Source organism: Bacillus sp. D7-8, from assembly GCF_052055895.1.
In the GTDB taxonomy this organism is placed as follows: Bacteria; Bacillota; Bacilli; order Bacillales; family Bacillaceae; genus Bacillus; species Bacillus velezensis.
The window spans coordinates 3904350-3916873 of the sequence record NZ_CP179922.1 but is presented as its reverse complement, the minus strand read 5'-3'; the positions used below and the strand labels follow the sequence as shown (position 1 = coordinate 3916873).

At 44.1% G+C, this 12524-nt stretch carries 13 protein-coding genes; 11 read left to right on the top strand and 2 right to left on the bottom strand.

Going from position 1 to position 12524, the window contains the following annotated elements:
- The first annotated feature begins 621 nt into the window (after positions 1-621).
- From rpmH to ACKTRM_RS19355, 10 genes are all read left to right on the top strand, one after another.
- Positions 622-756: a 50S ribosomal protein L34 gene (rpmH, locus tag ACKTRM_RS19400; RefSeq protein WP_003178075.1), complete on the top strand. Its 135-nt coding sequence runs from the start codon at positions 622-624 to the stop codon at positions 754-756.
- A 153-nt stretch (positions 757-909) separates the two neighbouring features.
- The gene (gene rnpA / locus ACKTRM_RS19395) at positions 910-1260 is read left to right on the top strand and encodes a ribonuclease P protein component (protein ID WP_004392944.1); all 351 of its coding nucleotides are present in this window, start codon (positions 910-912) and stop codon (positions 1258-1260) included.
- 160 nt (positions 1261-1420) lie between these two features.
- Positions 1421-2170, top strand: coding sequence for a YidC family membrane integrase SpoIIIJ (gene spoIIIJ, locus ACKTRM_RS19390; RefSeq protein ID WP_007409906.1), 750 nt, complete (start codon positions 1421-1423; stop codon positions 2168-2170).
- Positions 2167-2808: an RNA-binding cell elongation regulator Jag/EloR gene (gene jag / locus ACKTRM_RS19385; protein WP_012118946.1), complete on the top strand. Its 642-nt coding sequence runs from the start codon at positions 2167-2169 to the stop codon at positions 2806-2808. The genes spoIIIJ and jag overlap by 4 nt, the downstream gene beginning before the upstream one ends.
- Positions 2809-3096: 288 nt before the next feature.
- Positions 3097-4476 (top strand): tRNA uridine-5-carboxymethylaminomethyl(34) synthesis GTPase MnmE, encoded by a 1380-nt coding sequence (mnmE, locus tag ACKTRM_RS19380; protein WP_007409903.1) that lies wholly within the window; start codon positions 3097-3099, stop codon positions 4474-4476.
- A gap of 16 nt (positions 4477-4492) precedes the next feature.
- Entirely contained in the window at positions 4493-6379 is a 1887-nt protein-coding gene (gene mnmG / locus ACKTRM_RS19375) for a tRNA uridine-5-carboxymethylaminomethyl(34) synthesis enzyme MnmG (protein WP_007615086.1), read from the top strand.
- Positions 6380-6392: 13 nt separating this feature from the next.
- On the top strand, positions 6393-7112 hold the full coding sequence (gene rsmG / locus ACKTRM_RS19370; RefSeq protein WP_012118945.1) for a 16S rRNA (guanine(527)-N(7))-methyltransferase RsmG: 720 nt from the start codon (positions 6393-6395) through the stop codon (positions 7110-7112).
- 121 nt (positions 7113-7233) lie between these two features.
- On the top strand, positions 7234-8085 hold the full coding sequence (gene noc, locus ACKTRM_RS19365; protein ID WP_007409900.1) for a nucleoid occlusion protein: 852 nt from the start codon (positions 7234-7236) through the stop codon (positions 8083-8085).
- Between the two features lie 298 nt (positions 8086-8383).
- On the top strand, positions 8384-9145 hold the full coding sequence (gene soj, locus ACKTRM_RS19360; RefSeq protein ID WP_007409899.1) for a sporulation initiation inhibitor protein Soj: 762 nt from the start codon (positions 8384-8386) through the stop codon (positions 9143-9145).
- Entirely contained in the window at positions 9138-9989 is an 852-nt protein-coding gene (locus ACKTRM_RS19355) for a ParB/RepB/Spo0J family partition protein (RefSeq protein ID WP_012118944.1), read from the top strand. Before soj ends, ACKTRM_RS19355 begins: the two co-directional genes overlap by 8 nt.
- A gap of 28 nt (positions 9990-10017) precedes the next feature.
- Here the strand turns inward: ACKTRM_RS19355 and yyaC are convergent, their stop codons facing one another.
- Positions 10018-10632, bottom strand: a complete 615-nt coding sequence (gene yyaC / locus ACKTRM_RS19350) for a spore protease YyaC (protein WP_004392969.1) — start codon at positions 10630-10632, stop codon at positions 10018-10020.
- 174 nt (positions 10633-10806) lie between these two features.
- Positions 10807-11352 (bottom strand): GNAT family N-acetyltransferase, encoded by a 546-nt coding sequence (locus ACKTRM_RS19345; RefSeq protein WP_225367685.1) that lies wholly within the window; start codon positions 11350-11352, stop codon positions 10807-10809.
- Between the two features lie 101 nt (positions 11353-11453).
- Between ACKTRM_RS19345 and ACKTRM_RS19340 the strand changes: the two genes are divergently transcribed.
- Positions 11454-12479, top strand: coding sequence for a YkvI family membrane protein (locus tag ACKTRM_RS19340; protein ID WP_088005468.1), 1026 nt, complete (start codon positions 11454-11456; stop codon positions 12477-12479).
- The last annotated feature ends 45 nt before the right edge of the window (positions 12480-12524 follow it).

The following is a 12524-nucleotide window of genomic DNA, read 5'->3' as shown; positions in this document are numbered from 1 at the left end:
TATCCGGCACAGCCCTCCTTTTCTTTAAAAATCAGCGCCCTTTCCCTGTTATAGAACACAAAAAAAGAGCATATGGCTCTGACCATTCGTACACACGAAATGTTGAAAACATATAGTATAGTAGAAAAACAGCTTTTCGACAAATTCCACAAGTTGTGGACAACAATCTACACAAGCTGTGTGAAAACAATCCACAACTTATCCACAGTTTGTGGATAAGGAGAATGGACTGGATAAGTAATTAAGAGTTAAAACACAAATATAATATCAAATTAAGCGAGGACTTGCAATGGTTCTCGTAATCTTATCCACAAACCTGACAACTTGTTGAAAAATCTTTGTCCACAGGGGTTAGCAATGTGAAAATGTTGTCGATAACGACTGTGGATATTAAAAAAAGGCCAAAAAATTATCCACATGTCGTTTTTCCGGGGGAGCGCGGCTTTTTTTTTGCGTTAAAAAAAGGAATATGAAAAATAAGGTTTCTAAACTGGTTAAGGTATGTTATCCTATTATGGTTGTAAGAAATAAAAGCACTGCTGAAGTTGACAATGAATAGGCAGCACAAATATAATAAGTAAGACTGTCTTTAACAGCTATTCCTCGAGGGAGGTGTCATAAATGAAAAGAACATTCCAACCGAATAACCGTAAACGCAGTAAAGTTCATGGCTTCAGAAGCCGTATGAGTTCAAAAAACGGTCGTCTAGTATTAGCACGCCGTCGCCGCAAAGGCAGAAAAGTATTATCAGCTTAGGCCACTGAATAATGTCAGTGGTCTTTTTTCACATTAAGAGAGTGAGATGTCATGCGTCGCCCGGTACTGGAGAAATTTCTTCAGTATTCCGGCGGCCCGTTTTTTTTAGATAGAAATAAAAGTTTCTGCGAGTGAATATCGGAGTGAATTAAAGTGAAGAAGCGAAATCGGTTAAAGAAAAATGAAGATTTTCAAAAAGTGTTTAAACGCGGAACGTCTATGGCAAACCGCCAGTTCGTGCTGTATACGCTTGATCAGCCGAAACAGGAAGAGCTCCGGGTAGGGCTTTCTGTCAGTAAAAAAATCGGCAATGCCGTCGTGCGCAATCGGGTGAAGCGGTTAATCAGACAGGCTGTTCAGGAGGAAAAAGAGCTGCTCAAGCCGAAAGATTTTATTATTATCGCAAGAAAACCCGCCGGCGACCTCAGTTTTGAAGAAACGAAAAAGAGTCTGCAGCACTTATTCAGAAAAACCTCATTATATAAGAAATCTTCGTCAAAATAGCTCATATTTTGTTTTCTTCACGTTTTTAAAAGCGCTTCCTTTTATTTGGCGAAAAATGAACGCCATTTGAAACTGAAAGATGCTAAAATACATACAAGGTTCATAAAGATTGGTATAGGAGGAAACGTTCTTGAAAAGGAGAATATGGTTACTACTGAGTATGGTCGGTATGCTCGTGCTGCTGGCCGGGTGCTCGAGTGTGAAAGAGCCGATTACGGCGAATAGTCCGCATTTCTGGGACAAATATGTTGTGTATCCATTGTCAGAAGTCATTACGTACGTAGCGAAACTGACGGGCGATAACTATGGTTTATCGATCATCATCGTTACGATTTTAATTCGTCTGCTGATTCTGCCGCTGATGATCAAGCAGCTTCGAAGCTCAAAAGCGATGCAGGCGCTGCAGCCTGAAATGCAGAAGCTCAGAGAAAAATACAGCTCTAAAGATCAAAAAACGCAGCAGAAGCTTCAGCAGGAAACGATGGCCCTGTTTTCAAAGCACGGGGTAAACCCGCTGGCGGGATGTTTCCCAATCCTGATTCAAATGCCGATTTTGATCGGATTCTACCACGCCATTATGCGTACGCAAGCCATTTCACAGCACAGCTTTTTATGGTTTGACCTAGGAGAGAAGGATCCTTACTATATTCTTCCTATCGTTGCCGGGGTGGCCACTTTTGTCCAGCAGAAGCTGATGATGGCCGGAAATCCGACTCAGAATCCTCAAATGGCAATGATGGTATGGATTATGCCGATCATGATTATCGTATTTGCGATCAACTTCCCGAGCGCGCTTTCTCTGTATTGGGTAGTCGGAAACCTGTTTATGATTGCTCAGACATTCCTTATTAAAGGACCTGACATTAAACACGATCCGGAAACGCAGAAAGCGGGAGGAAAGAAAAAGTGAAGAAGGTGACTGCTACGGGACGGAATGTCGAAGAAGCAGTTCAATCAGGCCTTCAGGAACTTCAACTGACGAAAGATCAAGTAGAAATAACGGTGGTGCAAGAAGAATACAAAGGGTTTTTGGGTATTTTCGGAAAAAGGAATGCGATCGTAGAACTGGAAGAGAAAAAAAATCCTGTTCATGAAGCGAAAGCGTATTTGGAAGAAATCATCCATTCCATTGCCGGACCTTCTAAGATTGTTACGGAAGAAAACAAGAAAACAGTCTGTTTTCACATTAAAGGTGAAAAAGCGGCGCTGCTTATTGGCAAAAGAGGACAAACACTCAATGCCCTGGAAACATTGACGCAGCTTGTTTTGAACCGCGGCTCCGGCCAGTATCGCCAAGCCGTTGTCGACGCTGAGAATTATCGGCGGAAAAGAAGAGAAATTCTGGAGCAGCTGGCAAACAGGCTGGCCAAGCAAGTGTCGAAAACGAAAAAAGATGTGCATTTAGAACCGATGCCGTCAGGTGAAAGAAAAATCATCCATGACGCGCTGTCAAAGCATCCAAATATCAAAACGTTTTCTACCGGTGAAGGCCGGTACCGCCACCTCGTTATTTCCCATAAAGATAGCAGAAAACCGAAGTCCGGGTAAAATCGGAACTTCGGTTTTTTTATTGGTAAAAATGGCTCTATTCCTAAGCAGAATCGCATTTTTTGCGTTTAAGTTTTTTCTTTTTCGGTCTATGCTGTTGATAAAAAAGGTTTTAGGAAATAAAATTAATTGTTATTCACATGTGGATAAGTTAAAGTAATAAGGGATGAATTTCTGCCTTTGTGGATAACGTATCTTCCACTTCAAACCAAACTATGTTATCTTTTAATTTTGGCGTAAATAAAATTTTTATATAGATGGAAACAGAGATAAAGAGAGGTGAACAGCATGGATACAATTGCAGCGATTTCAACTCCGATGGGTGAAGGCGCGATCGCGATCGTTCGGCTGAGCGGCCCGGAAGCCGTAAAGATCGCCGACAAAATGTACAAGGGTCCGAAAGGCAAAACGCTCAGTTCGGCAGAATCGCATACCATTCATTACGGGCATATCGCGGACAGCACGACGGGACGGATTATTGAGGAAGTCATGGTGTCTGTTTTAAGAGCCCCCAGAACATTCACAAGGGAAGATGTCATTGAAATCAACTGTCACGGGGGTATTGTGACGGTTAATCAGGTGCTCCAGCTTGCTTTAAGAGAAGGTGCGAGACTGGCAGAACCCGGTGAGTTTACGAAGCGCGCATTTTTAAACGGACGGATTGACCTATCACAGGCGGAAGCGGTGATGGATCTGATCAGGGCCAAAACGGACCGTGCCATGAATGTCGCCATGAACCAGATGGAAGGACGGCTTTCCGCGCTTGTCCGCCGTCTGCGTGATGAGTTGTTAGAAACACTTGCCCATGTTGAGGTTAATATAGATTATCCGGAATATGATGACGTCGAAGAAATGACGCATCAGCTTTTAGTGGAGAAGGCAAGCGGCGTGAAGAAAGAAATCGAGGCGCTGCTCCGTACGTCTGAGCAGGGGAAAATTTTGCGTGAGGGACTGTCTACCGTGATCATCGGCCGTCCGAACGTCGGAAAATCCTCTCTGCTTAACAGCCTTGTCCATGAAACGAAGGCGATCGTAACCGATATTCCGGGAACGACGCGTGATGTGATTGAGGAATATGTCAATGTCCGAGGCGTGCCGCTTCGGCTTGTCGATACCGCCGGAATCCGTGAGACAGAAGACATCGTCGAAAGAATCGGTGTGGAACGGTCACGGCAGGTTCTGAAGGAAGCGGATCTCATTTTGCTTGTGCTTAACCACAGCGAAGAGCTTTCTGAAGAAGATGTGAAATTGTTTGAAGCGGTTGAGGGAATGGACGTCATTGTCATTATGAATAAGACGGACCTTGAGGCTAAGATTGACGCTGAGCGCGTCAAGGAACTGGCGAAAGGCCGGCCTGTCGTCACGACCTCATTGCTGAAAGAAGAAGGCATTCAAGATTTAGAGGAAGCGATTCAGTCGCTATTTTATACAGGAGCGATCGAAAGCGGAGATCTCACCTATGTCAGCAACACCCGTCATATCTCGATACTGCATCAGGCAAAGCAAGCGATTGATGATGCGCTGAACGGAATTGAACAGGATGTTCCGATTGATATGGTCCAAATTGATTTGACAAGGTGCTGGGAGCTGCTGGGCGAAATCATCGGTGATGCCGTCCACGAAAGCTTAATTGATCAGCTCTTTTCACAATTTTGTTTAGGTAAATAAAAGGGAGGAAAAAACCATGGGGTATGAAGCAGGCCAATACGACGTGATTGTCATCGGCGCCGGGCATGCCGGTGTTGAGGCTGCCCTCGCATCCGCGCGCCAGGGAGCCAAAACGCTTGTTTTGACGATCAATCTTGATATGGTTGCGTTTATGCCATGTAATCCGTCTGTCGGCGGCCCCGCGAAAGGGATTGTCGTCCGCGAAATTGATGCGCTCGGCGGAGAAATGGCTAGAAATATAGATAAAACTCATATTCAAATGAGAATGCTGAATACAGGAAAAGGTCCGGCCGTACGGGCGCTGCGTGCGCAGGCGGATAAATTCCAATATCAGCACGAAATGAAGCATACGCTGGAAAAAACACCGAATTTGACACTTCTTCAAGGGATTGCCGAGCGTTTAATCATTGAAGACGGGGAGTGCCGCGGTGTCATTACGCAAACCGGTGCTGAATATAAGGCAAAAACGGTCGTGCTGACAACCGGAACGTATTTAAGAGGGCGGATCATTCTCGGTGATTTGTCTTACTCAAGCGGTCCGAATAACCAGCAGCCGTCTATTAAACTTTCTGAGCACTTAGAGGAGCTCGGTTTTGATCTCGTCCGTTTTAAAACGGGCACGCCTCCTCGTGTCTCAAGCGATTCCATTGATTACAGCAAAACAGAAATCCAGCCGGGGGACCCGGTTCCGCGCGCTTTCTCATATGAAACGGTTGAATACATTACCGATCAGCTGCCTTGCTGGCTGACTTACACGAGTCCTGAGACTCATGAGATCATCGACAGCAACCTGCATCGTTCGCCAATGTATTCCGGTATGATTAAAGGAACGGGACCGAGATACTGCCCTTCGATTGAAGATAAAGTCGTTCGGTTTAATGATAAACCGCGTCATCAGATTTTCCTTGAGCCGGAAGGCAGAAATACGCAGGAAGTATACGTTCAAGGTTTATCCACGAGTCTTCCTGAGGACGTGCAGCAGCGGATGCTGGCGACCATTCCGGGACTGGAAAAGGTGCAGATGATGAGAGCCGGATACGCGATTGAGTATGACGCGATTGTACCGACGCAGCTCTGGCCTACACTGGAGACGAAAAAAATCCCTAACCTGTACACAGCCGGTCAAATTAACGGTACATCAGGTTATGAGGAAGCAGCCGGGCAAGGAATTATGGCAGGGATCAACGCAGGCCGCAAAGCGCTTGGAAAAGAAGAAGTGATCCTCAGCCGTTCCGATGCTTATATCGGTGTATTGATTGATGATTTGGTAACGAAAGGAACCAATGAACCGTACCGTCTGCTGACTTCACGGGCGGAATACAGACTGCTGCTCCGTCACGACAACGCGGATCTTCGTCTGACGGAAATCGGCCACGATATCGGCTTAATTTCTGATGAGCGCTATGAAGCGTTTGAGAAGAAAAAAGCGGCGATCGAGGCAGAGAAAAAACGTCTCTGGTCTGTTATTATCAAGCCGTCTCCTGAGAATCAGGAATATATCCGTTCACTCGGCGGAAGCGAGCTGAAAGACGGAGTGCGCGGCACAGATTTAATGAAACGTCCGGAAATGAACTATGAAACAGTGACAAAACTTGCGCCTGCAGATTCTCCGGTTCCGCAAGATGTGGCGGAACAAGTGGAAATTCAGGTGAAATATGAAGGATATATCGAAAAATCCTTGCAGCAAGTGGAAAAGCTGAAGAAAATGGAAAACAAAAAAATCCCTGATCGGATTGATTATGACGCCATTAAAGGAATTGCTACTGAAGCCCGTCAAAAGCTGAAAGAAGTGCGTCCTTTATCAGTTGCTCAAGCGTCCCGTATTTCCGGCGTCAATCCGGCAGACATTTCAATCCTGCTGGTATACCTGGAGCAGGGCCGTATTGCCAAGGTAGCTGAATAGAAAGGATGACGGCATGAATATAGAGGAATTTATATCCAGTTTAGCGGAGAAAGGGATTTCCCTTTCTGACCGCCAGCTGGAGCAATTCGAGTTGTATTACCGGATGCTCGTGGAATGGAACGAAAAAATGAATCTGACATCCATCACTGAGAAAAAGGATGTTTATCTCAAGCATTTTTATGATTCGATAACGGCGGCATTTTATATTGATTTTGAAAAGGTCACCACTCTTTGTGATGTCGGCGCCGGCGCCGGTTTTCCAAGCCTGCCCATCAAAATCTGCTTCCCGCATCTGCATGTCACCATCGTCGATTCACTGAATAAGCGGATTACGTTTTTGGAAACTCTCTCTGATGCTTTACAATTAGAGCATACGTCATTTGTCCATGACAGAGCGGAGACATTCGGACAGCGGAAAGACGTACGGGAAAGCTTCGATCTCGTGACGGCCCGTGCGGTGGCGCGTCTGTCGGTCCTGAGTGAGCTTTGTCTGCCGCTGGCCAAGAAAAACGGCGTATTTGCCGCACTAAAGGCAGCAGCAGCTGATGAAGAGCTGAAAGCGGGGCAAAAGGCGATTAAAGTATTGGGAGGAGAGCTTGAACAAGTTCATTCCTTTACACTTCCAGTTGAAGAAAGTGAACGGAACATCATGATCATTCGCAAGACGAAAAGCACTCCGAAAAAATATCCGAGAAAACCGGGTACTCCAAATAAATCGCCAATTGAAGGGTAATTTAGACAGCCTGATGTGACAATTCCATCATATTTTCTGCAAAATTGATGAAGATACAGCAGGAAAAACCATGAGAAAATAGAATTATAAAAATGGCAGTTTTTAAAGGTGGTGTAGGTACATGAAGCATTCATTCTCTCGTTTCTTCGGGTTTGGTGAGAAGGAAGAGGAACCGGAGATAGCTGAGCATGATACAAACAAAGAAGAGATACTCGAAATACCGGTACATGCTATCGTTCCCAACCGTTTTCAGCCACGCACCATTTTCTCAGATGAAAAAATCAAAGAGTTAGCAATGACTATCCATACACACGGCATCATTCAGCCGATTGTTGTCAGACATACAGAAGATGAAGGACAATATGAGCTCATTGCGGGTGAAAGGCGCTGGAGAGCGGTACAGACGCTTGAATGGGAGAAGATTCCCGCAATTATTAAAGATTTTTCTGATACGGAAACAGCATCTGTCGCTTTGATTGAAAACCTGCAAAGGGAAGAATTGTCCTCCATTGAGGAAGCTCATGCGTACGCAAGGCTGTTAGAACTTCATGATTTAACACAGGAAGCCTTGGCGCAGCGCTTAGGAAAAGGCCAGTCAACGATTGCGAACAAGCTCCGATTGTTAAAGCTCCCGGAACCCGTCCAGGATGCGATTATGGAGAAAAAAATTACGGAACGTCATGCAAGAGCACTGATTCCGCTCAAACAGCCGGAGTTTCAGGTCACATTGCTTGCGGAAATCATTGAGAAAAGCTTAAACGTCAAGCAGACGGAAGACAGAGTGGTGAAAATGCTTGAACAGAATAAGCAGAAACCAAAGCCGAGACGCAAAGCGTTCAGCAGGGATACAAGAATTGCGATGAATACGATTCGTCAGTCACTGTCTATGGTAGAAGACAGCGGCGTCAGACTGAATACTGAAGAAGAAGAATTCGAAGAGTACATCCAGCTTACCATTCGGATACCTAAATAAAAACTCTCCTGATCAGCAGGGGAGTTTTTATTTTAATCAAAAAACTATTTTGAGATAATGATAGATTTATTGTGCACTATACATTATATATGTAAAATTTTATCTTTTTGTGTCGTGAATTGTCTTTTTACAGTCAAAAAAGTCACTTTATCGGAGAACTTATATTAGAAAGTGTCTTTTCCGTTTACATTTTTTTCACTTGCTGATAAACAAATTATGAAAAAAATAAAACGCTTTACTCTTTTTTTGATAAGATAGAAACAAGACAGTACATGTTCATGTGAAGGTAGGTGACATCGTGGGAAAAATCATAGCAATTACGAACCAAAAAGGCGGAGTCGGGAAGACGACGACTTCTGTTAATCTGGGGGCTTGCTTGGCTTACATAGGTAAAAGGGTTCTTCTTGTTGATATTGATCCGCAGGGCAATGCAACGAGCGGATTAGGGATTGAAAAAGCCGATGTGGATCATTGTGTGTACGACATTTTAGTAGATGATGCAGATGTTACAGATATTATTAAACCGACTTCAGTAGAGAACTTAGATGTCATTCCGGCCACGATCCAGCTTGCGGGAGCGGAAATCGAATTGGTTCCGACGATCTCACGGGAGGTCAGGCTGAAAAGAGCATTAGAATCAGTGAAACAAAATTACGATTACATGATTATTGATTGTCCTCCGTCTCTCGGGTTATTAACGATTAATGCGCTTACCGCTTCAGATTCAGTCGTTATCCCGGTTCAGTGCGAATACTACGCTCTTGAAGGATTGAGTCAATTATTAAATACAGTTCGGCTTGTGCAAAAACATTTAAATACCGACTTAATGATAGAAGGAGTGCTTCTGACGATGCTTGATGCCAGAACGAATCTCGGCATTCAAGTGATAGAAGAGGTAAAGAAATACTTTAGAGATAAAGTGTATCAAACCATTATCCCTCGAAATGTCCGTTTAAGTGAGGCGCCGAGTCACGGCAAGCCGATCATATTATACGATCCGCGTTCGAGAGGTGCGGAAGTATATTTAGATTTAGCAAAGGAAGTGGCAGCGAATGGCTAAAGGCGGGCTCGGAAAAGGGATTAACGCGTTGTTTAATCAGGTTGATTTGTCTGAAGAGACAGTGGAAGAGATTAAAATCAGTGATTTACGCCCCAATCCTTATCAGCCAAGAAAACAATTTGACGATGAGTCATTAGCTGAACTGAAGGAATCTATCATTCAGCATGGCATTCTTCAGCCCATTATCGTGAGAAAATCATTGAAGGGCTATGATATTGTAGCCGGCGAACGCCGTTACCGCGCCGCAAAACTTGCCGGTAAAGAGACAGTGCCGGCTATCGTGCGGGATTTATCTGAATCGCTGATGCGGGAAATCGCTCTTTTGGAAAACCTTCAGCGTGAAGACTTATCACCGCTTGAAGAGGCTCTGGCATATGACTCATTGCTGAAGCATTTGGATTTAACCCAGGAACAGCTCGCTAAACGGCTCGGGAAAAGCAGGCCTCATATTGCCAACCATTTAAGACTGCTGACGCTGCCGGAAAGCATCCAGAACCTCATTGCAGAAGGTACGTTATCCATGGGACACGGCAGAACCTTGCTTGGTTTGAAAAATAAAGACAAGCTTGAGCCGCTTGTGAAGAAAGTGGTTGAAGAACAGCTGAACGTCCGTCAGCTTGAGCAGCTGATTCAGCAGTTAAACAACAATGTTCCACGTGAAACAAAGAAAAAAGAACCTGTTCAAGATGTTGTGTTAAAAGAGCGGGAATCGTATTTGCAAAATTATTTCGGAACAACAGTAAATATAAAGAGACAAAAGAAAAAAGGGAAGATTGAGATTGAGTTTTTCTCAAATGAAGATCTTGAACGTATCCTAGAACTATTGTCTGAAAGAGAAGCGTAAAACCATCTTTTTAAAAAAAGATGGTTTTTTATATACGTCTTGTCAACTTATGAAACGGACTGAGCCGTTCCTGCCGGCCTTCTGATTTATCTGTCAGCTGTAACCCCTCTGCTAAAACATTTGCCATGCTCATAACAAGATGAAGCCTCGTATTCTGCAGGACAAAATACTCCATAAACCCGCTGACATTGACGATTCCATTGATATGGACGTCACCGATTTCAGGAAGATCTTTTTGAACACCTGCTCCGGGCTTCAGCGGCCCATCGCCGATTTGAAATGACCCTACGCTTTTGACGCGGCCTAAACAAGCATCAACCGCTATAATAAACGGATTTTTATGTAGATGTTGAATATCTTTCAGCTTGTCTTTCATATTGACGGCGTGAACAGGATCTGACAGCGTGCCGTAAACGTGCAATCTGCCTAAATTCATTTTTTCTAACTTTGTTCCTACGAGCGGACCTAATGAATCTCCGGTCGACCGATCTGTGCCGATACACACGGTGACTAACGGTCTGCCGGCTGCTTTACGTAAAGATGAAGTAAGGATCGCTTGTATTTGATTCGCAGCAGAAGAATCCGTATGAGATACATATTGTTTTGCCCGTTCTTGAGAAAAAAGCCCGCCTTTTCGATTCATAAGGTTCACTTCCTTGTCATGTCATACGAGTATTACATTGTTGTTTTTGGTGTTGTATGGTTGTTTACAGTATATCCAGCGCTTCCTTTTTTTATGCTTATGTCGTGATCAGCATGCCGGTTGTTTGAAAAGAGCGGGATAGAAAAAAGAACCCAGAGCGATTGTTCTCTAAGTTCATGAAAGAAATAATACCATTTGATTTACATCAACATATCGCTGATGATCTAATTTCAGCGCTCTTTTTTCTGTAGAGAAGAGGATAAATCCTAACTGAGTGTAGAGTTTTATTGCGGGTTCATTTGTTGAGGTAACAGAGAGATGGAGCTGTTCTGTGTCCTTCATCTTTTTTGCTCGGCTGATGGCTTCCGTCATTAAAGCTTTTCCCGCGCCTGACCCTCGGTGTTTGGGGGAAATATACATAGAACCGATAACCGCAATGTGTCTTAGTTTAAACAGCGGATGCTTGGAGATCTTGAGGATTCCTATCAGTCTGTCTATTTCAAAGGCGCCAAGCACGATGGCATTGTCGGCTTCAAGCCTGGCTTTAAATTTTTCGGACGGCCATTCTTTCTCCTCATCGTAGCTGACGGCAAATGCGTCCGGGTGATCTTTTAAAGCTTTGAGCCTGATATCGGAATAAGGCTGGGTATCATTTGCGGTTAAACGCCTGATGTACATGGTTTGAGCTCCTTGCATAAGTGAATTTTTCAGAATAGTCAATCGTCGTTATCATACCATATTTGTCCCTTTTGTATGAATGATTGCCGCTGTCACTCAATATAGTAGCAATATGCGGAGATTATCTGAAATTTTATGAGGTGATGAGGGTGTGGAGAGCCGGGATGAAGTGGATGCTGCTCATATTAAGCAGCCAGATTGGGGCTGGATATGCAAGCGGGCAGGAAATATGGCAGTTTTTCGGTGTCGAAAGCGGACTGGCTATTGTATTGTTTACAGTCATGTTTACGATTTCGGCTTATATTGTGTTGAAGATCAGCTATCGGGTTCAATCAACGCACTTTTTACCTGTGCTTGAGCATCTGATGGGGCCGGCTCTTGCTAAAGTCTATGATGTGCTTATTATGTTTTATTTGTTTTCAATGACGATGGTTATGATTGCCGGCGGCGGTGTGACGCTGCAAATGTACAAGCTGCCATTTTGGATCGGTATTTTTCTTCTTTGCATTGTGACTGTCGGTTTATTCTTTTGGGATATAAAAGGAATACTATCTCTGAATAGTATTTTGATACCGATTCTTGTAGCGGGGCTGTTATATGCATTGGTCTTTTTTCAGACAACCCATCATTACACGTGGACGATAGATTTGACCCGCCAGTATAATTGGCCGGCAAGCATTACCTTCACGTCCTTAAACATCCTTTCTGTTGTCGCTGTTCTTTCTTCAATCGGAAAAGATATGAAGGGACTGGGAGAAGCGAAAATCGCAAGCGTTGCAAGCGGGCTGATTTTCGGTATGATTTCATTTGTTTACAATGAAACGCTTGTACAGCTTTCAGGCAGTCTTACACAATATGAGATTCCTCTTTTCGCCGTCCTTGAAGGCGCTCCTTATCCGTTATTTCTTTGTATGGCCGCCGTGCTTTTTTTAGCCATCTATACGACAACCGTGACCGGTCTGTTCGGGCTGTCCAGCCGCATGCTTGCATTTGTGAAATTGCCGAGATGGACGCTCGTATCTCTTCTTTTAGCTGTGATGGTGCCTTTTACGACAATCGGTTTTTCAGATTTGATCGCGATTTTATATCCCATTTACGGGCTTTTAAGTCTTTATTTGCTGGTATGTCTTCTTCTTTACCCTATTTTAGGGAGATGGAAAAAAGTATAATGCTCATTTTGAGTGCGGCCGTTGCTCTTATCCTGTCTTTTTTTG

Coding starts and splice junctions, on each gene's coding strand:
- rpmH (WP_003178075.1), top strand. CDS start 622: ATGAAAAGAACATTCCAACCGAATAACCGTAAACGCAGTAAAGTTCAT.
- spoIIIJ (WP_007409906.1), top strand. CDS start 1,421: ATGGTCGGTATGCTCGTGCTGCTGGCCGGGTGCTCGAGTGTGAAAGAG.
- mnmE (WP_007409903.1), top strand. CDS start 3,097: ATGGATACAATTGCAGCGATTTCAACTCCGATGGGTGAAGGCGCGATC.
- mnmG (WP_007615086.1), top strand. CDS start 4,493: ATGGGGTATGAAGCAGGCCAATACGACGTGATTGTCATCGGCGCCGGG.
- rsmG (WP_012118945.1), top strand. CDS start 6,393: ATGAATATAGAGGAATTTATATCCAGTTTAGCGGAGAAAGGGATTTCC.
- noc (WP_007409900.1), top strand. CDS start 7,234: ATGAAGCATTCATTCTCTCGTTTCTTCGGGTTTGGTGAGAAGGAAGAG.
- ACKTRM_RS19355 (WP_012118944.1), top strand. CDS start 9,138: ATGGCTAAAGGCGGGCTCGGAAAAGGGATTAACGCGTTGTTTAATCAG.
- yyaC (WP_004392969.1), bottom strand. CDS start 10,632: ATGAATCGAAAAGGCGGGCTTTTTTCTCAAGAACGGGCAAAACAATAT.
- ACKTRM_RS19340 (WP_088005468.1), top strand. CDS start 11,454: ATGAGGGTGTGGAGAGCCGGGATGAAGTGGATGCTGCTCATATTAAGC.